Source organism: Synechococcus sp. MIT S9509 (assembly GCF_047303035.1).
Classification (GTDB): domain Bacteria; phylum Cyanobacteriota; class Cyanobacteriia; order PCC-6307; family Cyanobiaceae; genus Synechococcus_C.
On record NZ_CP138940.1, the window covers coordinates 1,081,372 to 1,098,800 of the forward strand.

The following is a 17,429-nucleotide window of genomic DNA, read 5'->3' on the forward strand; positions in this document are numbered from 1 at the left end:
AAGAAGCCGCAGTGCGAGATGTTCAGGTCCAGATCGCCACAACAGCCATCACTGCGAAGCCTCCAACTGCACCAATGAATTCGCGCTGATTGCAACAACGATTGATCATCGGTGAAGAGGCAAGACCATGCAAAGTGCCGAAAAACAGGAATGTTCCTGCTGCTGCCGCACTGATGGAGGCCTCAACCAATGGATGGGCAGCCGAAGCGGAACTCAGGGCCTGACCAACAAGCGCACCGAAAGGGAACATCCCTACAAACACCAGGAAGAGTCGCCAGGCGGAACGCCTGGAAAACTCGGAACGGCCAAGCTCCACGCCCAGCGCAAAACTTGCGGAGCCTTTATGGGCCAGTACAGCGATAAAGATCACCACCGTTAACGCCACTGAGGACGACACCCCAAAGGCGGCACCCATCAACAGCGAATGAATCGACAACATCGCGACAGCAGTGAGCGGCAGAAGCCTGCTGTTGCCCGATGGGAACTCCATCCCACGATTGGCCAAGTGCTCAATCCACAGAAGCAGAAGCATCACCGATCCACAGATCACCATCGCGAACGGATAGTCGACGTTGGCTGCATCAAAGGCCGACTGTGAATCACCAAGCATGTGAATCAAACCGGCACCAAGAAAAATTCCAGCGGCAAAGGCTTCGCCGAACCCCAGTGCAGGCAGCGGTCGATCTGAACGCATGGCCTTCAGCGCCGGCCGCCCTGTTGCAAGAGAGATGATCACCACAACGGCAACCATCACCAACTTGAGAACTGAATCCGACATCCGCCCAGAAAGCTGCCGACTCTGATTTTAGGAATGATTCTCATTCTTGATCAGATCCCGGCTGCAGGCAGGATCAGGCGTCGATCAACAGGTCGCCGTTATTCCGCCAACGGCGCGGTGTGAAAATTCCAGTTGTCACCGTCCTCCAGCCACAGCTCCCAGGTCATCGCCGTTCCATCACGCAGACACAATCGCCCACCAAAACCTGCGGGAGAAGGTTGATAAAGATCGGACAACTCGATGACAGACTCGCCTTCCCGCGAAAGCAGCAGTTCAACAGGCCGGCCAATCCGCTCGGACAGAACCTGGCGCAACTCATCAACGGTCATCAATCAGGATTGCTGAAGTCAAGCACCAGATCACCGAGATCTTCACGACTGATCGTGAAGGCGAAGCCATCAACCTTGCCGCGCCACACCCCGATCGCAGCGTCGGCAGCAGTGCCCTCAAGCTGCTCAACCTTGTGATCAAAAAGAACGGAGAAACAGTGGGCGGCCACACGAGCAGCCTGATCCTCATCCATCTCATCAAGCTCATGAGCCTGAACAGCACATCCCTCGAGCAGTTCAGCATCAATTACATTGCCGCCGCCAACGTCGGCGACGAGAGCCTGCAAACCGGCCAGTTCGCTGTTATCAGTCATGGCGTCATTGTCCATCAAGGACAGGCATCAACAATGAAGTGCAACAGGGTTATAGCCATCAGATGACTTGAAAATCAGCAGAACCATTGACCCAGACCGTTCAACGCTTGGGGATTCGTTCCTAGTGCTCAGGCAAAACACAGACAGACCCGGAACAAGTCAAGAGCACGGCACAAAGAAATCACCGTTCACAGCGTGTGCTGCCAACTTGAAAGCACCACCTGGAGGACTTATGTCAACCGTGTCCTGTCGATACAACGGTGAACTGCGCTGTGAAGCCACACACCATGGCTCCGCTGCGGTGTTGATGACGGATGCTCCGATCGACAACGCCGGCAAAGGCGAAGAATTCTCCCCAACTGACCTTCTGGCCACAGCACTGGCCACCTGCATGCTCACCATCATGGGAATCACCGCCAGGAGCAGAAACTGGTCCATTGAGGGGAGCACTGCCGATGTGGACAAGCAGATGAGCCAATCAGGTCCACGCAGAGTTGAGAGACTGCGCGTGCATCTGAATCTGCCCGAACATCTCAGCGAGGAACAGCGCACACTGCTGCAACGCGTTGCAGAGCAGTGCCCCGTGAAGCGAAGCCTCGATCCATTGATTCAACTGGAGCTGATCTGGAGCTGATCGTCATCATGGGCAGTCAACCCTGCTCATGATGGCGACACACCGAGCGACATACCCTGGGCCAGAACCACAGGCAGGGCCGTGTCAACACTGAGGGTACGGTCACCAAGGTGAACCCGTTGCGCAATCACCGACGTCGCAAGCCCGATCTCGAAAGGCACAAAGCCGCCCTCAGGACCGATCATCACCAGCGCAGGCTCTGCAGGGGTCTGGGACAATGCGATCGGAGCTCCCTTATCGGCGATCCAGCAAGGTCGACCGTTGCAAAGCTGAGGCAACTGGTCCTCCACAAAAGGACGGAAACGTTGATGACAGTGAACCACCGGAGCGATCGTGTCCTGTGAGCGTTCCATCCCAGCCATCAGGGCTTCAGCGATCCTGGTCTGAGACAGCAGAGGAGACTGCCAGTAACTCTTATCGACTCTGGCGCTGTTGATCAGGTGCAGGTTCCCGACACCGAATTCAGCAACTGTTCGCAGAATTCGTCGCAGCATTTTCGGCCTGGGAAGTGCCAGAACGATGTCGAAGCGATGCCTCGGCGGCGATGGATCGGTCAGCTGCACAGACAGCTTCACACCCGTGTCGTCGATGAGATCGACCCGAGCGCTTCCCTGCGCTCCGCCATACAAGCCGACCCGAAGCGTGTCGCCGACCACCGCTCGCAGGACCGAACGAATGTGGTCGGCACGGCGTCCATTGGCCAGAAAACAGCTGGATCCTGACCAGAGATCATCGGCAAAAAGCAGGATCAGATTCATGCTGCGAATCCTTGCTGAAGAGATTTGACATGCGCAAGCGCTGTCATTGGTTTCATGCGAATCGACAATCTCCAGCGAAGAGCACAAGCGGTGAACCGAACGTTGGAGAACGGCAATCACACCCTTCGTCCCATTGATGATCTGGGTTCAATCGCAGACAGTGTGACTATGAAAAACGCACAAAGTAAAAACAGAACAGACGCAACAATCAACTCTGAATCGCTGCTGCAACTGCTCAGCGAACGACTGCTCCTCTGGGATCAGCAGGAGGCTGCTGAAGCGGCAGGTGAATGGCATCAGGCACTTGCCCTGGAACAATCAATCCGCTCAATCTCCCCACGCATTCGACAATCCATGGGCTTGCTGGTGCCGACGCAAACAGGGGGCTCTGGACGTTGAAGCTGAGTGATGTTGTCGCCAATCATGGCTTTGCACCATGCAATCTGGCCAGGATCGAGGATGCACTGCTCTACCAGCGCGAGCATCACGACGGAATCGTTGAACTGCTCTGCGTCCAGAAAATCGGTACGGAGATGCGGGTGGATCGTCAACCGCTCATCCCCCTGGTGGTCGATGGACAACTCACCACGCCTGTCTTTCTACCCGTGGGGAATGCGGTCTCGGATCAGCGCATCCCCAGAGATCGACTGGAGGACTACCTGAACACCACCCTCTGAGCGCTAACGGCAATAAGCCGCGATTCCAGTTGTGGGTGGGCAGACCGCCCTCAGGGATGTCCCTTGTTCCATACCTTCTCGCAAAGCTGAAACAACGCGCTTGGCAATGTTGTCGAGGGTGAGCTTGCGACGCTTTGGATCGCGCAGCCCCCTCTCCAGAGCTCCCTCGAGCATGCCGATTTCCAGCATCGACACACCTCTGCGTGGCCCTCCGAGCATGCCCCGGTAATCGTAGGGATAGGCACCGAATTCCTTCGCCAGCGCTTCGTCCATCACGGAAAATCCATAGGCAACAGCTGGAATGATCCCTGCACCGATTCCATGGGGTGAATAAGCGTCGTAGTGGATTTCGACGACATAGCCCCCCTTGGACGCATGGTCCTGGCCCACAGACCAGTTGGTGCGCGGATCCCGCTCGTTGCGGATGGTGCGTACACCGGGGTCGTAAAAGCTGATGTTCAAACCCTGCTTCTTGCCCTCAGCCACGACGGCTCGGGCAGTGCGCAGGTTCCAGTAGAGCTCATCCGTGATTCCCGCCTGCATCGGAGCAGCTCCACCGACACCCACAGCCCAGCCAGGCGTGCCGGAACCGTACATCCGCTGGGAATCGGCGTGACCAGCCAGAACCAGAATCGACGAATCCTGCCTGGGCATGCTCTCGCCGACCCAGTTCTTGCCACGTCCGGGTGTCAGGGGCAGAGGAGGAAGCTGCACTGCCGACCGTTCGGGCCGAACCGGCTTCATGCTGTCAAGCAGCTCCATCAAACCGGCCCCTGACACGGGTAAAGCCAGAAGAACAAAGCCCCCTAGGAGCCCGGCAATGCGACGCATGGGATTCAACATGGGCGACCATAGTGCCTGGCCTGGCTCCATTCGTCACCCCCCCCCCGCCGCGTCAGGGACTGAGCGAAGCCGGCAGTGAGGCGGAAATTGCTATTTCAGGAACTGGAAAGCTCGAAGACCATGGTTGATCTGACCGCGTTGATGATGGCCCTGATCTGGCCGATTGCTCTTCTCACCTCAATCGTGGTTCTCAGCCGGACGCTGATTGTTGTGGCGCGGAGTGGAATCCGCGTGGAGATCTACACCCGTCAACCGATTCTGATCAGCACAGGCAGATCGCCTCTTCAAGCGGAGGTGGGCAAGGTCAGGATCTGAATGCGTTGACTGGCACCAGTCAGAACCAGACCATGCGATCACGAAACAGCAGCGATCGCGTATCAAACAACACGCATCAAAGGCAAGCCTGCACTGTTATAACGACGGGACTCGAGGGTGCGTTCTGTCAAGTCCGCACCATTCAATGACATGGCGCAGGCCGGAACCAATCAGATAACTCCTGCCAGGTCAGTCATCAGGCTGAAAAAATCGAGCCAACATCGAATTATCACGAACGAAAGTGAAAACAGGAGTCTTCAATTAAGTGTAATCGATGGATTTCTTCGCCTTTATTGCGTGAATGAAAGCGAAAATATCCAAACTGAATCCACACTCGCATTAATCCATGCAGGCACAAGCTGCTCATTTTCCTGGAACAATCAGCGAAGACTGATGATCGAAGCACTTGAGCCATCAAAAGTTGATTTCAACCCAAAAGACCAAACGGGTGATACCAATTATTTTCTGGAAAATTGGATACTCAATCTTTATGAAATCAAGCAACCCGCAGACAGCCTTGAGCGTTTAATTAAATTGTTATTATTAATTGCAAAAACAAGAAACATTCAGGATTCCTCCACTGTTCAGTCTGTGATCTCAGGGCTGTCCCATAGACGCATCGGCGAAATCATCAGCAGCACCAGACCCACAGTCAGCAGACACCTGGGATGGATGCAGCGACAGAATCTCATCGACGTGGATGTCGCAACAAAAACCATGCGTCTAAATCTTCTTCAACTGAGAACCAAACAGGAAGAACTGTTCGCTCAGCCCCGACCGCATTTGCACTGACCGCCTTTCCATTTCGAGCACTTGGATTTCTTGCAACCTTTCTTTTTCTGAGGCTGATGAACCGGCACGTTCCAAGCTGCTGAGAATGCATCTCATTATACAGCGCCGATCAATCAAGACACCAGGACCTATCGAAAGACCGGATAACTCATGTAAATTTGATACATAGGTGCCTTGGTTTCATGTTGTCTGACCCCTCAAAGCAGGTTCAAGCGCTGAAAGGTCCATCCGGTCGAGCCATGGCCGAATCCATGGACCCGAGTTTGCTAGAGGGCTTTCAGGCCCACTTCAACATGGAACGCCAGGCCCATGCGACCTATTTCGCCGCTGCCATCTGGATGGGTGAACGGGAATTGCGTGGTTTCTCAAAGCACTTCAACGATGAAGCCAGGGGAGAGCAACAGCACGCAGCCAAGGTTGCTGACTACCTGATCGCACGCGCACAATCCCCGGAACTGCAGGCCCTCGAGGCTCCTGATCAGTCCTGGGAGTCAGTGCTCGACGTCACGTGCACCGCATTTCTGACGGAAAGAGATGTAACAACGTCGCTCCAACAACTTTTAATAGCGGCGGAACAGGCTGGAGACACACGCAGCACCGTGTTCCTCGAAACAATGGTCGAAGCACAGATCAAAGCCGAACATGAAGCTGCTCATCTGCTTGGACGAACAAAATTCGCTGATGGCCAAGCAGCTGCAGTGCTGATCATTGACAACGAACTGAGAGAGGGAATCGCCCATCCCGCCCAGCTGGAGTGATCAGTTCAGCGAGAAACGACTCTTCAGCAGTGCCCGACGGGTGACTTCACTGACGAAATCCACAGCCACAGGATCGATCAGGGCATCGCGATCCAGTCCTGCGATCAACTTCTGGAGTTCTCGGAGATGTCTTTCAATCTGAGCCTGCTCAGTGTGCAATCGTTTCAACAGGGACTTGCTGAGGCACAGGTTGCATTGCTGAGTGATCTGACGGCTCCGCCTGGAGCAGCGATCTGCATCACGGCAGAGCGATGACATGAGATTGCTGCCCTGGCGGGTGATCACAGCCATCAGAGATGAGTCAGAGGTGCGGTGCTGATCATGTCGATCGAGAAGTTCATGGTGAATTCGCCACCGGAACAGTTCATCTGATCCACATTTCTCCACTTGGAGACCTGACGGGTCGTTGTGACGCGTGTGGCTCCGATCAGCTCACCAAGGCGGTCATGGGTCAGGCGGAAGGGCAGCTGGAAGCAATCGCTGCAACGCTTGCCGAGTCGATTGACCAGCAGAGCAAAGAGCGCATGAAGCCTCTGTTCAGCCTGGCCGAGGTGACGGATGCGCAGAAGCTGCAGCGTCCATTCATTGACCGCGTCCATACCGACCTCATCGTCAGATGAAACGCTGCGGGCCAGGCGAAGGTCTGTGAGAGCTTCAACGCAGATGCCTTCGCTGCAGAGGCGATCTGTTCTGAGGCGATCACCGGCCTGGAGAAAAGCGAGGGTCATGCCCTCTGTTTCCTCGCAGGGGCAGTAAACGCGGCAGAAGCCTTCGTGGACCTCAAGAATGCTGCCTTGGCCAGCAGAAGCCGGGTCGATCAACACGGTCTGGTGACGAGGCATCGTCATCAATGCCACGGGAGCATCGGGAAGAAACCGGTAAGCCGAGAGAGTCATGGACGGATAACGTCCTGCTATTGAGAATCGATCTCGACTTTAGAAGCAAAACTGCGCTTCATGCAAGCGATTCTCAGGAGCAGTAGGGGTTCATTTGAGCCATTTGCTACCGGAGGTCCCGACAAGACGCCGGCTTTGAAGTAGAGAAGACAACCTCCACAACCGGCCAAATCCCACTTGACAGCTGCAAAAACCGCTATCGAAGCGATCGGCGGAACGGCAAGGCAGGTCCGGAGCAGCCAAGAAAATTGCTGTCGATCAGCCGTAGCACCTCGTTACATATGGGCTCCGTGCGTCCGCAAATCGCAATCAGCGCCTATGCCAGCTCAGGCCCAGGCCTCAACCATCAAGCCCTGGAGCTTTCCCAAAAAACACTGACCGGCAGCTGCTGAACAGAGATCCGCCGGTCAAGCAGGAACTTCATGATTGAGAGAAATGATGCCTTGAACGAAAGCGGCCAGACTGAAATTCAGAACGGAGGCAAAGCCCTAACAACAACGGGATCACCAACTCAAAAAGATCAATACATTTGATACTGGAACTGCAAAGGGTGAATTTCGCTACGTGCAGATGTTGAGCTTGGATCCGCACTGATTCATGAGCACAAGTAGACATATTCCATCAAATCCAGGTTTATGGATCTGCCGGAACAGTGCCATCACGGATGCCGCAGAGCCCAGGCAGCTGCACTCCAGAACTGGTGCATGGGTCAACTCTCAAAGCTCACTCTTCAGGGGCAAGAAAATGATGCCCGAGCATTAACACAGGAGCATCTTGAAACCTTGATCAAAATCGATATCAGCACAATTATGTGGATGCAAATCAAGAAAGTGGGCTGAACAAGCTGATCGTTTTAAATCAGAAAACCGGTGTCAGTGTCAACTCAACACCACCTATGAATAATGATATTTAAACATCCAACGCTGTTCAAATCAATGTAGACCAGTTCAATTCCGATCGGTGTCATGCCAACAGCAACATTACAAGTATTGATAGTGCTCAGATCTGCAGGAGGATCTCACAAATCATAAACGAACCTGCTGCAACTCAGGGTTGCAGCAGGCAGTGTTAAAAACCGAGCCAGTCAAGATTGTCTGAACAGGTGATGAGCAGACGATCTGCAGCCGATCAGAACGAAAAGGTCACGCCAGTGCCGATGTGGTGGTTCCAGCCCTTGCCACCCTCTGAGCCCCAATCTTCAGAGCTGTAGACAGGTTCCCAGTGAGCAAACAGAGCAATGGTGTCCGTGATCGGATATTCAAGCTCAAGCTCAGCGCCCCAGTCGGTGCGGGAAGAGAGACCTGAATAGCTGCCTGGCACATAGAAACGAGGTCCACCAGACAGTGTGATATTCAGCAGGTCAACGTTGAAACCAAATCCAGGCCAGACATCGGTGTAGTTGCCGATATAGGTGCTGTCGGATTCCCATCCGGTTCTGTTTTCAACGGAGATGAAAACGCCGTCGATCACATCTTCCAATCCATCACCCAGGGCAAAATTCACATCGCCGTCACCAAAGGCGTATGTGATGTTCACACCCACTTCGTTTTTAAGACCTTCCCCGAACTCTTCTCCGGGACCTGTCACGTAGTAAGGCATCCAGGCAACCTGGAAAGCCAGCTTTTCATTGGGCTGATAGCGGGCAGCCAGATAACCACGAACATCGGTGCGCTTGAACGGTGCGCCTGATCCATGCGCATGACCATGATGGTCGTCATGGCCGTGGTCAGCATGGTCATCGTGATCGTCATGGCCTTCATGGCCGTGACCAGCGTGGTCGTCATGGTCATCGTGATCGTCATGCCCCTCATGACCGTGGCCAGCATGGTCGCCATGATCATCGTGATCGCCATGGTCCTCATGACCGTGACCAGCGTGGTCGTCATGGTCATCGTGATCGTCATGGTCCCCATGACCGTGACCAGGGTGGTCGTCATGGTCGTCGTGACCATGAGCGTGAACCACCCCATAGAAGTGTTCAGCCTCTCCATACACGAGAGAAGGTCCTATGGAACCTTCAATGGCGAAAACACCGTTGTTGGGCAATCCCCATTCGAAGACATAACCAAACTGACCATCAATGGCGTAGTGCTCAGGCTTGCCATCGAGGTTGGTTTCCATACCTCCATGACCCTCAATGGTGATCACCGGAGTCACCCGGAATTCACCCTCGGGCACTTGTTCGCCACCACCATGTCCGCCATGGGCATGAACACCACGGATTGCAGTGTCACCGGCCAGCAGCAAGGCAAAAACCGCGGCGGCATTCAGGAACGAAAGACGAGAGAAGAGCATCGGATCAGAAATTCGGAACAACGTGCAGATGAATCAGCGAATTGAGGCCCATCTCTCCTGAAGCTGAGCTGCACCGTTTTCATCACAACGACCGCCCTGGGCAACAACGAAGGTGCAGATGTTTCCGGTTGCTGTCTGTACAAGACTTTTCCCTGGAGCCTGGCCATCAGCGAACAGGGGCTTGCCGGCAAGTGGAACGCCACTGGCCTTGCTGATCCGTCGCATCGTCTTGGAAGGAGGCAGTGCTTCAGGGAAGATCACCTTGGTTCCGGATTTCTTGATCGCCTTGCTGATGGAACTCAGGCTGGAGGGGCGCATGCGGCCACCGGTGGCGTATTCATCGACGACCGGAAGCTCGCGAATGCCGAACCGACGGGCCAGGAAGGAATAGGCACGATGCCCCGTAATCAGAACTCGCTGTTCAGCAGGCACTGTCTGAATCTGTTGCCCGGTCCAGGTTCCCAGTGAACCGAGCACTGAATCCATGGCAGCACGGCGCTGGTCAATCGCGGCGTCCTGAGAGCCGCTGAACACAGGCTTGAGCTTCGCCGCAGCCGCATTGGTCATGGATGCCGCGATGGCGGGGTCATGCCAGAGATGCGGATCATTCAGGGGATTGCTGGGAACGGCAATTTCGCCAACGGAGACGACCGGACCACCCGCTTTAACGCCTTTGAGAGCGGGGGTGAGGTTGTAACCGTTCAGCAGCACAAGCTTGGCTTTGCTGAGATTGCTGCGGTCAGCCGGCCTGAGGGCCATCGTGTGCGGGTCTGCGCCCGGCGGGATCAGGCAAATCACTCGGGCCTGATCAGCCACCAGCTTCTTGGTGATGTCGCAAAGAACGCCATCAACTGCAACAACCGTGGGGGCTGAAGACGCAGCTGCTAACAGGGTTCCTGCTGCTGCCGTGACGAGAGGGACGGGCAAGGTGCGACAAAATATCTCTGGAAATGATAATCATTCTCACCGACCTCGCAAGTCATGCCGCATTGAGAGGTCGCAGGCCTGGCAGACAGAGCAGAACCATGCAAACCACTCCGATCAGGGGGCCTGGAGGCAAGTTGAGAGGAACAGCCAACAGGAAGCCCACGGCACTCAGGGCCAGGCCCACCGATGCCGACTGGAGCATTGCGGCACGCAGACTCCTGACTCGCCAGAGGCCCGGAAGCACAGGGGCGCACAGCAGGCCGATCACCAGAATCACCCCGACAGCCGCCATCGCACTGACGATCACCATGGATGTGACCAGTGCCTGAACCAACTGCAAACCCCGGACCGGCAAGCCCGCTGCCTGGGCACCCTCCGGATCGACACCCAGAAAAACCAGTTGCCTGTAGCGGCTCAGCAGCAACACAGCCATCGCAGCGGCAGCAACAAGAACCCGGCACATGTCTGCCCAGTCGACGATCAGAAGATCGCCGAACAGAAGAGCCTCCAGATCAAGGCGAATGTTGAGCACCGGAATCAGCAGCACACCGAGGCCGAGAAAGCCTGCAAGCACCGTGTTGATCACAGCTTCCTGTCCAGCTGGTTGTCCCCGCTGCATGCGCTCAGCCGCAAGAGACCCCAACAGACCGCTGATCACACCGCCGATGGCCGGGTCCACACCGCATGCCACCGCGATGGCAACTCCGGGAAGAACAGCGTGGGAAATCAGATTCGCTTGCAACACGCGTCGTTGTGTCACCAGCAGAGTGCCGGTGACCGGACAGAGCACCCCAACAAGCAAGGCCATCAACAGGGGAACCAGCCAGAGATCAAGCTCACTCATGGCATGACTCCTGGGAAGCAGGGTTGCGGCCGAGGATGCGACGCACCTGCTCGGGACAACCATCAGCCACGACACTGCCATCGAGGACAATCACGCGGTCAAAGAGATCGAGAGCCGCGCCCCAGTCGTGGTTGCTCACCAGCAGCGTCTGACCTGAATCAGCAAGTTGACGCATCAGAGCAATCAACTGCTCACGGGAGGGCGGATCAATCGCGGCGCAGGGTTCATCCAGCAACAGCACCCTCGATGGCTGCACCAGCGTGCGTGCCAGCAATGCTCGTTGCTGCTGACCTCCCGACAAGGCATCCAATCGGCGAGTCGCCAGCGTTTCCAGACCAACGCGTTGCAACGCCGCTTCCCTGTCACAACAACCGAAGGAGCTGTTCCCCATCTCTCCAAGAGCCACGAACTCACGCACGGTGATCGGGAATGACCAGTCGATCCGCCCACGCTGCGGCATCAGCACCACGCGGTCACGGCAGCTCTGGATCGGCATGCCATCGCAGGCGACCCTGCCGGCGGAGGGGGACAACCGGCCCTGCAGCAGATGCAGCAAGGTGGATTTACCGGCACCGTTAGCGCCGACCAGAGCCGTGAGCGTTCCGGCTTCCAGGGTCAGCGAGACATCATCAACAACGACATGGTTGCCGTAGGAGACGGAAAGACCCTGGGCAACAAGAGGCGGCACCCCCACGGTCAGTGAGAACGATTCTCACTCAACCTATCGAGTCGGATCAGAAAAGTCAGTCAGAGCACCACCGGCAGGCAGCCAACGCGCCAGCACAGCAGGTTGATTGAGCACTTCGAGACTGAGTGTGCTGCCGGCGATCAAAGCGATCCGTCCATGATCGGCCTCAGGCTTCTGCACCACGGTGAGCAGTCGATCACTCACCGGGTCGTAATCGAGTTCCGACCCCGAACTCAAACGCCATGGACCCAGAGCACGTCGACGAATCTCCTGTCCCTCGCTGTTGAGCTGCAGGAGCACATCCTCGGTGCGCAGACCGGCATCGCGCAGCACCAGCCAGAGTCGATCACCGCCGTTATCGCAGGCCGCCGCCATCACGCCGGCCTCACCCAGCCAGACCTGCTGTGGAGGGCGGGCGGGAATCACCAGCTCAAGGGATCGGCGGTAATCAGGCCAGTGACGCACCAGCAGAGCGCGACCGGAACCGGAACAGAAGGCCTTCACCTCCCGGCTCCCAGGCAGCGACTGTCGTGATCCTCCATCCAGGGATGGATTGAGTGGCAACAGCTCGAGACCGTCGTAGGACGGCAGCACCAGCCCGTTGCCATCGGGCAGCAGACGCAGAGGACCGCTGGCCTCAAGATCCAGTTCCCGTTGTTCGTTGCCCCTGGACTGAATCCAGACACGATCACTTTCCGGCTCAAACCCGCCAAGCTGAACCATTAATTCACCGAGTTGATTGCTGCTCAGATGAGCAAACAGCAGTGATCCAGAAGCTCCGGATTCCAGCTCCTCCAGACTGCCGAGATCAGGATCACCGAGACCCTGCTCACGAATGCTCAGTGCACGCTGACTCAGGTGACGCAGAAGCACACGCTGCCGTGCCTCACTGTCATCGCTGACCAGTCCCACCCCGGTGCCGTTGCCCAGTGGTTCAATCTGCAGGATGCGCTCCTGCACAGGAGCGAGCGGCTGCCATCGTCCATCCCGCAGACGCAGCTGCAACTGTTCTCCATCGGCGCTGGGAACCACCGCCAGGAGATGAGGCCTGGGGTTCCACCAGACCACTTGCCTCTTCAGGGACAACTGCCTCAGATCCTGACCAAGCAGACCCAGGCGCAGTGGGCCCTCAATGGGTTGGCCGGCGTCCACCAGAAGCCGCAGCCGATTCTGTCGACCCAGCCAGCTGTGAGGAAGATCCGGAGCCAGGGAACTGGCTGCGACAGTGTCGCGATTCATCGGCCTGCTGAATGTCACATCCAGCGCAGCGGCTCCGGAACGAAGCGGCTGAATGGCAACGGAGTGAAGCCAGGGTGGACGTCGCAACAGAATCTGCTGCTGCACAACAGCCAGTCCGGCCAGAGCCGCAAGGCATCCGAACAACAGCCGCGGCCGAGCTGGTGAAGCCTGCAGGGTCATGGTTCAAGCGGGCGCTCAGGCCTGGGAATCAGAGTCATCCGATTGGGCTTCACCACACTGACCGGCACCCCATTGCGCTCCTGCACGATCATCGTTCCCTCAATCGAAAACCATTGATCCGGCTGAGGATTTGCCTCTTCCGGCCAGTCCACCGGCAGACCGGCTGGCGTTGCATCCGCCAGGCAGCAACGCACGGTCAGGCGGGCCAGCTGCAAGGGTTCGCCGGGGCGATCGAGAACAAAACCACTGATCCTCACAGGATCACCCGCATGCAACTCCGGATCAGGCTGACTTCGAAGCAAACGCACCCACTCGGTCAGCGTGCGCTGCTCCGGAGGCAGGAAAAAACTCAGGCTTGGAGCCGCCGGAAGACTGTCCGGGCGGCTTGCGGCCAGATCACTGAAGGAGGGTTCCGGAGGCAGAACAAGGATCAGCAACGCCACGCATGCGGACAACAGCCAGCCCAGTGGCGCAACTCCTGCGCGACGCCGACCGAGCAGCCGCAACTGCAGCAGTCCGAGCAGCATCAGAACCACACCGGCAATGACGACCACCGGGTGAAAGGCCGCATTCAGCAGCAGATCCAGCCGGGAGGACAGGCTGCTCCACACCAGCACCCAGCCCCAGAGCGTGAGCACCAGAGGGGGAAGAACTGCGGAGCGACGCAGATGACGCAAAGACCTCATCACGGCTGACACCTCATCAGATCTGAATCAGGTTCACCCACTGACCGATCAGCAGAACCATCAGTGATGCAGCCAGCGATGTGATTGCGATGGCTCGCGGGGTCAGCAAAACAGTGAACAACCCGGCCAGTTTGAGATCGACCACCGGCCCCAGCAACAGAAACGCCAGCAAGGCTCCCGGAGTGACCTGGGCGGCGAAGCCTAGGGCCAGAAAAGCATCCACACTCGAACACACCGAGACCACCAACGCCAGCAACATCAGAGCAAGAACCGAGAGCGTCGGAGCACTTCCCAGCGCCAGAAGCCAGCTGCGCGGCAGCCAGGTCTGCACCACTGCAGCCAGTGCACTGCCGAGCACCAGCAAGGTGAGCAGGCTGAGGAATTCCCTGGTGCTGTGAGACAGAAGCTCATGCGGTGCAAGCGCTGTTGTCTGGGATTGCCTTTCAGGCCTGGCAGGGCCCGCGCCGACCATGCCTGTTCGGCGTTCCAGCAATCCGAGGCAGGACAGGGGCTGACTCAGCCTCCGCTCTTCCAGCAGAGCAGCCTGAAGCAGGCGTGATTCAGGAATCAGTCCCAGCAGAGCGCTCAGAGCCAGTGCAATCGCAAAAGCACCAGCAGGCCTGGCCCAGAGCAGCCAGGTCTTGTCGGGAAATGCCGCCCATGTACTGGCCAGAACAATGGGATTGAGAACCGGCGCAGCGAAAAGAAAGCCGAATCCCGTACCGAGCGGTGCGCCGCTGGCCAGGAGGCGACGAGCCACTGGAACATTGCCGCATTCGCAGGCCGGAAGGGCAAACCCGAGCAAGGCTCCAACGATGGGTGCCAGCAGGGGATTCCTCGGCAGACGACGGACCCAGGCCGACTGGGGAACCATCCAGCGGGCGAGTCCTGCGATGGTGACGCCGAGCAACAGGAACGGCAGCGCTTCAATGAGCAGACCCTGAAAAATGGCCCAGGCTGTGGCGAGACGCGTCATTCAGCTCAGGGCCCTTCAGCCACAACCGCAATCGGTGGTCGGATCAACCTAGGAATCATCAGCTGCAATGTCGACAGCGCACTCCTGAGCGGATCAGCTGCTGAAAGGGAAGAGACACCTGCGGTTCTCACCACTAACGTCCGGCATGTGTTGTCGGCCTTGTCTTTCTGATGCGGCTCTCGTGGCGATGGGTGATAAGTCCGCTGATGGCAGTCGTCATGATTCTGGCTCCCGCACAGACGATGGCCTGCATTCCCGGCCTGCAGTGGGGAATGGACAGCTCCACTGTTGAAGAGCGTCTGAACGTTTCTCTGGAGACAGCTCGCTCACTCGACGCGGATTCTTCGGTTGTTTATCGCATCAGCAGCCAGCACATCGGCGACATCCCCGTTGAAGAGCTTGATCTGCGCTTCAGCGATCAGGGCCTGGAACAACTGGTGTACAGCCTGCCGAGCGATTCCATGACTGAAGTGCTGGCAGGCCTGAGAGCCCGCTACGGCTCCCCTGTCAGCACCACGGTCAATCATCTTGGACAGATTCCTCAACAGATCTGGATCTGGAACACAGAAGAAGACTGCATCACTGCGGTTCGAGCCGAGGATCAGAAATTTCTGCTGAGCTACCGGCCGAGTCGACTCAGGCCATCACTGCTCTGATGACCTGAAGCGGTGATTGGAATCAACAGGCTGATCAGTGAGCGCCCTTGCCATGAAGTGAGCAAGGCATCCATCGACCACCCATCTGGTGAGCCCCCTCGCAATCGAAACCAGGAGCAGCGGCTTCAGCCTCAGCTTTTGTGCTGAACAAGGCTTTCTTACCCTGGATACTGGTGGATTGGCCGGAAAGAAGCATGCCGGAGTGATCGTCGCCTGGAACGTGGTGGGCCCGGGCCGATTGTGCTCCAACGAGCGTGAGTGCGGCCAGGGCGGCCAGGGAACCCCGAACGACGGATCGGTTGGAGAGGAGCATCAGGCTGGACTACGCAGATGTGTTTGACCCATTCTCCAACATCAGCCCAGCCATTGGCACCCCCTTTACGAACTAACGAGCATCAAATGGTGCTGATGAATGATGCAGGAGGATGCGAACCGAGCCATCCATTTCACGGATGAACGTCCAGGTTTTCTCCGGAGCTGCCGTTTGTCCTTGAGCATCAGTGAGGATCACCTGCCCCATCGTGTTTGCAGTGTTGCCTAGTAACTGCATCACATAATCCTTGATCTCACATCTGACCCAGTGGCGATAGGTGGCGAATCCCAGCTTCTTGTCTCTGAACTGAGGGATTGTGGGATCCGGCCCCACAAAGTAAGCGAGTGCACCATCTCGGCTGGTGCGGAAGGTCTCATCACCGATTGAGTAGGTGGGCTTGAAAGCCACAGGCCCGAACTTGTAGGCGTAAGCCGTATCGATCACGGCCGCAGCCTTGGCTTTGGCCGCGTCATAGCCACCGTTCTGGTAGGCAGCACTGATGGCCAGCAGGGCATCGCACCAACCTTGCTGGATTTGATTGACCTCAGCTTCAGTGATTGCAGTGTTGAACACCTGAACCACAGGCTTGGCCTGAACCTGTGAGCACATCAGGGATGAGACTGCACAAGCAGCAGCAAGAACTGATGAGCGCTGCATCAAAGACATTGAACAGATCGTGGCTATGGGCTGTGTAGCTAGATCACAAGGTTGAGCACACGATCAGCTCAACCCTCATGAAGAGGGGCGACAGAGAATTCCGTGGCGTGGCGCCAGCAGAAATGCCAGCAGGAAAAGTCCGGTCTGGACGAGAACGATGCAGCCTGCCGTGGAGCTGTCGGTCCAGTAACTGAGGTAAACACCGAGAAGACTGGAGAGCACGCTGCTGCCGATCGCCAGCCAGGTCATGCGATCAAAGCGATCAGTGAGCAGGTAGGCCGTCGCGCCCGGCGTCACCAGCATGGCCACCACAAGAATGATGCCAACGGTCTGAAGGCCAGCGACTGCCGCAAGCGACAGCACCGACAGCAGCAGGTAGTGAAGCAGACCGGTGTTGATTCCGATCGAGCGGGCATGGGTTGGATCGAAGCAGAACAGCAGAAGATCTCTTCGGAACAGCAACAGCAGCGCCACAACAACAAAACAGATCATCCAGGTCTGCTGGATGTCGGCCGCGGAGATCCCCAGCACGTTTCCGAACAGGATCTGGGTGAGATCGATATTGCTGCGCGTCTTCGAGACCAGAACCAGACCGAGAGCGAAAAACCCTGTGAACACAAGACCGATCACCGTGTCCTCCTTGATTCGCGACTTCTGCTTCACGAATCCGATGGTGGCTACAGACCCCACTCCGAACACGAAAGCCCCCAGTGAAAAAGGCAACCCAAGGGCATAGGCCAGCACCACACCGGGAAGAACCGCATGGGATACGGCATCCCCCATCAGGGCCCATCCCTTGAGCGTCATGTAGCAGGAGAGCAGACCACAGACTCCTCCAACAAGCGCGCTGATCATCAGAGCGCGAACCATGAAG

The 17,429-nt window shown here is 57.0% G+C and carries 25 protein-coding genes; 8 read left to right on the plus strand and 17 right to left on the minus strand.

What is annotated here, in order from left to right; all coding sequences use genetic code 11:
* Positions 1 to 22 precede the first annotated feature (22 nt).
* The 3 genes from SIB73_RS05995 to SIB73_RS06005 all read right to left on the minus strand — a co-directional run bounded on the left by SIB73_RS05995 (position 23) and on the right by SIB73_RS06005 (position 1,421).
* A complete protein-coding gene (locus tag SIB73_RS05995) occupies positions 23 to 778 on the minus strand; it encodes a ZIP family metal transporter (RefSeq protein WP_413402118.1) in 756 nt (251 codons plus the stop codon).
* 98 nt (positions 779 to 876) lie between these two features.
* Positions 877 to 1,107: a hypothetical protein gene (locus SIB73_RS06000; protein ID WP_413402116.1), complete on the minus strand. Its 231-nt coding sequence runs from the start codon at positions 1,105 to 1,107 to the stop codon at positions 877 to 879.
* Positions 1,107 to 1,421 (minus strand): hypothetical protein, encoded by a 315-nt coding sequence (locus tag SIB73_RS06005; protein WP_413402114.1) that lies wholly within the window; start codon positions 1,419 to 1,421, stop codon positions 1,107 to 1,109. The genes SIB73_RS06000 and SIB73_RS06005 overlap by 1 nt, the downstream gene beginning before the upstream one ends.
* A 232-nt stretch (positions 1,422 to 1,653) precedes the next feature.
* On the opposite strand from SIB73_RS06005, the gene SIB73_RS06010 reads away from it, so the two are divergent.
* Positions 1,654 to 2,055 (plus strand): OsmC family protein, encoded by a 402-nt coding sequence (locus tag SIB73_RS06010; protein WP_413402112.1) that lies wholly within the window; start codon positions 1,654 to 1,656, stop codon positions 2,053 to 2,055.
* A gap of 26 nt (positions 2,056 to 2,081) precedes the next feature.
* Here the strand turns inward: SIB73_RS06010 and SIB73_RS06015 are convergent, their stop codons facing one another.
* Complete coding sequence (locus SIB73_RS06015; protein WP_413402110.1) at positions 2,082 to 2,813, minus strand: 16S rRNA (uracil(1498)-N(3))-methyltransferase; 732 nt, start codon at positions 2,811 to 2,813, stop codon at positions 2,082 to 2,084.
* Positions 2,814 to 2,837: 24 nt separating this feature from the next.
* Here SIB73_RS06015 and SIB73_RS06020 point away from each other — a divergent pair, with 24 nt between their 5' ends.
* Both SIB73_RS06020 and SIB73_RS06025 read left to right on the plus strand, forming a co-directional pair.
* The gene (locus tag SIB73_RS06020; protein WP_413439746.1) at positions 2,838 to 3,212 is read left to right on the plus strand and encodes a hypothetical protein; all 375 of its coding nucleotides are present in this window, start codon (positions 2,838 to 2,840) and stop codon (positions 3,210 to 3,212) included.
* Complete coding sequence (locus SIB73_RS06025) at positions 3,209 to 3,490, plus strand: hypothetical protein (RefSeq protein ID WP_413402106.1); 282 nt, start codon at positions 3,209 to 3,211, stop codon at positions 3,488 to 3,490. The genes SIB73_RS06020 and SIB73_RS06025 overlap by 4 nt, the downstream gene beginning before the upstream one ends.
* A 3-nt stretch (positions 3,491 to 3,493) precedes the next feature.
* Here the strand turns inward: SIB73_RS06025 and SIB73_RS06030 are convergent, their stop codons facing one another.
* Positions 3,494 to 4,321, minus strand: coding sequence for a dehydrogenase (locus SIB73_RS06030; RefSeq protein ID WP_413439747.1), 828 nt, complete (start codon positions 4,319 to 4,321; stop codon positions 3,494 to 3,496).
* 132 nt (positions 4,322 to 4,453) lie between these two features.
* On the opposite strand from SIB73_RS06030, the gene SIB73_RS06035 reads away from it, so the two are divergent.
* The 3 genes from SIB73_RS06035 to SIB73_RS06045 all read left to right on the plus strand — a co-directional run bounded on the left by SIB73_RS06035 (position 4,454) and on the right by SIB73_RS06045 (position 6,198).
* Entirely contained in the window at positions 4,454 to 4,648 is a 195-nt protein-coding gene (locus SIB73_RS06035) for a hypothetical protein (RefSeq protein WP_413402102.1), read from the plus strand.
* Between the two features lie 150 nt (positions 4,649 to 4,798).
* Positions 4,799 to 5,440 (plus strand): helix-turn-helix domain-containing protein, encoded by a 642-nt coding sequence (locus tag SIB73_RS06040; RefSeq protein ID WP_413402100.1) that lies wholly within the window; start codon positions 4,799 to 4,801, stop codon positions 5,438 to 5,440.
* 182 nt (positions 5,441 to 5,622) lie between these two features.
* Positions 5,623 to 6,198 carry a ferritin gene (locus tag SIB73_RS06045; protein ID WP_413439748.1) on the plus strand — a complete coding sequence of 192 codons (576 nt, stop codon included), beginning with the start codon at positions 5,623 to 5,625 and terminating at the stop codon, positions 6,196 to 6,198.
* Here SIB73_RS06045 and SIB73_RS06050 read toward each other — a convergent pair whose 3' ends face one another.
* Positions 6,199 to 6,489, minus strand: a complete 291-nt coding sequence (locus SIB73_RS06050) for a hypothetical protein (protein ID WP_413402097.1) — start codon at positions 6,487 to 6,489, stop codon at positions 6,199 to 6,201.
* Positions 6,489 to 7,094 carry a Crp/Fnr family transcriptional regulator gene (locus SIB73_RS06055; protein ID WP_114992061.1) on the minus strand — a complete coding sequence of 202 codons (606 nt, stop codon included), beginning with the start codon at positions 7,092 to 7,094 and terminating at the stop codon, positions 6,489 to 6,491. The genes SIB73_RS06050 and SIB73_RS06055 overlap by 1 nt, the downstream gene beginning before the upstream one ends.
* A gap of 704 nt (positions 7,095 to 7,798) precedes the next feature.
* Between SIB73_RS06055 and SIB73_RS06060 the strand changes: the two genes are divergently transcribed.
* Positions 7,799 to 7,933, plus strand: coding sequence for a hypothetical protein (locus SIB73_RS06060; protein ID WP_413402095.1), 135 nt, complete (start codon positions 7,799 to 7,801; stop codon positions 7,931 to 7,933).
* A gap of 289 nt (positions 7,934 to 8,222) precedes the next feature.
* Here the strand turns inward: SIB73_RS06060 and SIB73_RS06065 are convergent, their stop codons facing one another.
* From SIB73_RS06065 to SIB73_RS06095, 7 genes are read right to left on the minus strand one after another with little or no spacing between them, the layout of a single operon-like run.
* Complete coding sequence (locus SIB73_RS06065) at positions 8,223 to 9,389, minus strand: hypothetical protein (protein WP_413402093.1); 1,167 nt, start codon at positions 9,387 to 9,389, stop codon at positions 8,223 to 8,225.
* 33 nt (positions 9,390 to 9,422) lie between these two features.
* Positions 9,423 to 10,316 carry a metal ABC transporter solute-binding protein, Zn/Mn family gene (locus tag SIB73_RS06070; protein WP_413402092.1) on the minus strand — a complete coding sequence of 298 codons (894 nt, stop codon included), beginning with the start codon at positions 10,314 to 10,316 and terminating at the stop codon, positions 9,423 to 9,425.
* A gap of 52 nt (positions 10,317 to 10,368) precedes the next feature.
* On the minus strand, positions 10,369 to 11,160 hold the full coding sequence (locus tag SIB73_RS06075; protein WP_413402090.1) for a metal ABC transporter permease: 792 nt from the start codon (positions 11,158 to 11,160) through the stop codon (positions 10,369 to 10,371).
* On the minus strand, positions 11,153 to 11,854 hold the full coding sequence (locus SIB73_RS06080) for a metal ABC transporter ATP-binding protein (RefSeq protein WP_413402088.1): 702 nt from the start codon (positions 11,852 to 11,854) through the stop codon (positions 11,153 to 11,155). Before SIB73_RS06080 ends, SIB73_RS06075 begins: the two co-directional genes overlap by 8 nt.
* Before the next feature lie 27 nt (positions 11,855 to 11,881).
* Positions 11,882 to 13,267: a hypothetical protein gene (locus SIB73_RS06085; RefSeq protein WP_413402086.1), complete on the minus strand. Its 1,386-nt coding sequence runs from the start codon at positions 13,265 to 13,267 to the stop codon at positions 11,882 to 11,884.
* A complete protein-coding gene (locus SIB73_RS06090) occupies positions 13,264 to 13,953 on the minus strand; it encodes a TIGR03943 family putative permease subunit (RefSeq protein WP_413406377.1) in 690 nt (229 codons plus the stop codon). The genes SIB73_RS06085 and SIB73_RS06090 overlap by 4 nt, the downstream gene beginning before the upstream one ends.
* 16 nt (positions 13,954 to 13,969) lie before the next feature.
* Positions 13,970 to 14,929 carry a permease gene (locus SIB73_RS06095; protein ID WP_413402084.1) on the minus strand — a complete coding sequence of 320 codons (960 nt, stop codon included), beginning with the start codon at positions 14,927 to 14,929 and terminating at the stop codon, positions 13,970 to 13,972.
* 218 nt (positions 14,930 to 15,147) lie between these two features.
* On the opposite strand from SIB73_RS06095, the gene SIB73_RS06100 reads away from it, so the two are divergent.
* Positions 15,148 to 15,585, plus strand: coding sequence for a hypothetical protein (locus SIB73_RS06100; protein WP_413402082.1), 438 nt, complete (start codon positions 15,148 to 15,150; stop codon positions 15,583 to 15,585).
* 34 nt (positions 15,586 to 15,619) lie between these two features.
* Here the strand turns inward: SIB73_RS06100 and SIB73_RS06105 are convergent, their stop codons facing one another.
* The 3 genes from SIB73_RS06105 to SIB73_RS06115 all read right to left on the minus strand — a co-directional run bounded on the left by SIB73_RS06105 (position 15,620) and on the right by SIB73_RS06115 (position 17,425).
* Positions 15,620 to 15,898 (minus strand): DUF3721 domain-containing protein, encoded by a 279-nt coding sequence (locus SIB73_RS06105; protein WP_413402080.1) that lies wholly within the window; start codon positions 15,896 to 15,898, stop codon positions 15,620 to 15,622.
* 72 nt (positions 15,899 to 15,970) lie between these two features.
* Entirely contained in the window at positions 15,971 to 16,555 is a 585-nt protein-coding gene (locus tag SIB73_RS06110) for a hypothetical protein (RefSeq protein ID WP_413402078.1), read from the minus strand.
* Between the two features lie 75 nt (positions 16,556 to 16,630).
* Complete coding sequence (locus SIB73_RS06115; RefSeq protein ID WP_413406375.1) at positions 16,631 to 17,425, minus strand: metal ABC transporter permease; 795 nt, start codon at positions 17,423 to 17,425, stop codon at positions 16,631 to 16,633.
* Between the last annotated feature and the right edge of the window lie 4 nt (positions 17,426 to 17,429).

Coding starts and splice junctions, on each gene's coding strand:
- SIB73_RS05995 (WP_413402118.1), bottom strand. CDS start 778: ATGTCGGATTCAGTTCTCAAGTTGGTGATGGTTGCCGTTGTGGTGATC.
- SIB73_RS06000 (WP_413402116.1), bottom strand. CDS start 1,107: ATGACCGTTGATGAGTTGCGCCAGGTTCTGTCCGAGCGGATTGGCCGG.
- SIB73_RS06005 (WP_413402114.1), bottom strand. CDS start 1,421: ATGACTGATAACAGCGAACTGGCCGGTTTGCAGGCTCTCGTCGCCGAC.
- SIB73_RS06010 (WP_413402112.1), top strand. CDS start 1,654: ATGTCAACCGTGTCCTGTCGATACAACGGTGAACTGCGCTGTGAAGCC.
- SIB73_RS06015 (WP_413402110.1), bottom strand. CDS start 2,813: ATGAATCTGATCCTGCTTTTTGCCGATGATCTCTGGTCAGGATCCAGC.
- SIB73_RS06030 (WP_413439747.1), bottom strand. CDS start 4,321: ATGCGTCGCATTGCCGGGCTCCTAGGGGGCTTTGTTCTTCTGGCTTTA.
- SIB73_RS06035 (WP_413402102.1), top strand. CDS start 4,454: ATGGTTGATCTGACCGCGTTGATGATGGCCCTGATCTGGCCGATTGCT.
- SIB73_RS06040 (WP_413402100.1), top strand. CDS start 4,799: ATGGCGCAGGCCGGAACCAATCAGATAACTCCTGCCAGGTCAGTCATC.
- SIB73_RS06045 (WP_413439748.1), top strand. CDS start 5,623: ATGTTGTCTGACCCCTCAAAGCAGGTTCAAGCGCTGAAAGGTCCATCC.
- SIB73_RS06050 (WP_413402097.1), bottom strand. CDS start 6,489: ATGGCTGTGATCACCCGCCAGGGCAGCAATCTCATGTCATCGCTCTGC.
- SIB73_RS06055 (WP_114992061.1), bottom strand. CDS start 7,094: ATGACTCTCTCGGCTTACCGGTTTCTTCCCGATGCTCCCGTGGCATTG.
- SIB73_RS06060 (WP_413402095.1), top strand. CDS start 7,799: ATGGGTCAACTCTCAAAGCTCACTCTTCAGGGGCAAGAAAATGATGCC.
- SIB73_RS06065 (WP_413402093.1), bottom strand. CDS start 9,389: ATGCTCTTCTCTCGTCTTTCGTTCCTGAATGCCGCCGCGGTTTTTGCC.
- SIB73_RS06075 (WP_413402090.1), bottom strand. CDS start 11,160: ATGAGTGAGCTTGATCTCTGGCTGGTTCCCCTGTTGATGGCCTTGCTT.
- SIB73_RS06085 (WP_413402086.1), bottom strand. CDS start 13,267: ATGACCCTGCAGGCTTCACCAGCTCGGCCGCGGCTGTTGTTCGGATGC.
- SIB73_RS06090 (WP_413406377.1), bottom strand. CDS start 13,953: ATGAGGTCTTTGCGTCATCTGCGTCGCTCCGCAGTTCTTCCCCCTCTG.
- SIB73_RS06095 (WP_413402084.1), bottom strand. CDS start 14,929: ATGACGCGTCTCGCCACAGCCTGGGCCATTTTTCAGGGTCTGCTCATT.
- SIB73_RS06100 (WP_413402082.1), top strand. CDS start 15,148: ATGATTCTGGCTCCCGCACAGACGATGGCCTGCATTCCCGGCCTGCAG.
- SIB73_RS06105 (WP_413402080.1), bottom strand. CDS start 15,898: ATGCTCCTCTCCAACCGATCCGTCGTTCGGGGTTCCCTGGCCGCCCTG.
- SIB73_RS06110 (WP_413402078.1), bottom strand. CDS start 16,555: ATGCAGCGCTCATCAGTTCTTGCTGCTGCTTGTGCAGTCTCATCCCTG.
- SIB73_RS06115 (WP_413406375.1), bottom strand. CDS start 17,425: ATGGTTCGCGCTCTGATGATCAGCGCGCTTGTTGGAGGAGTCTGTGGT.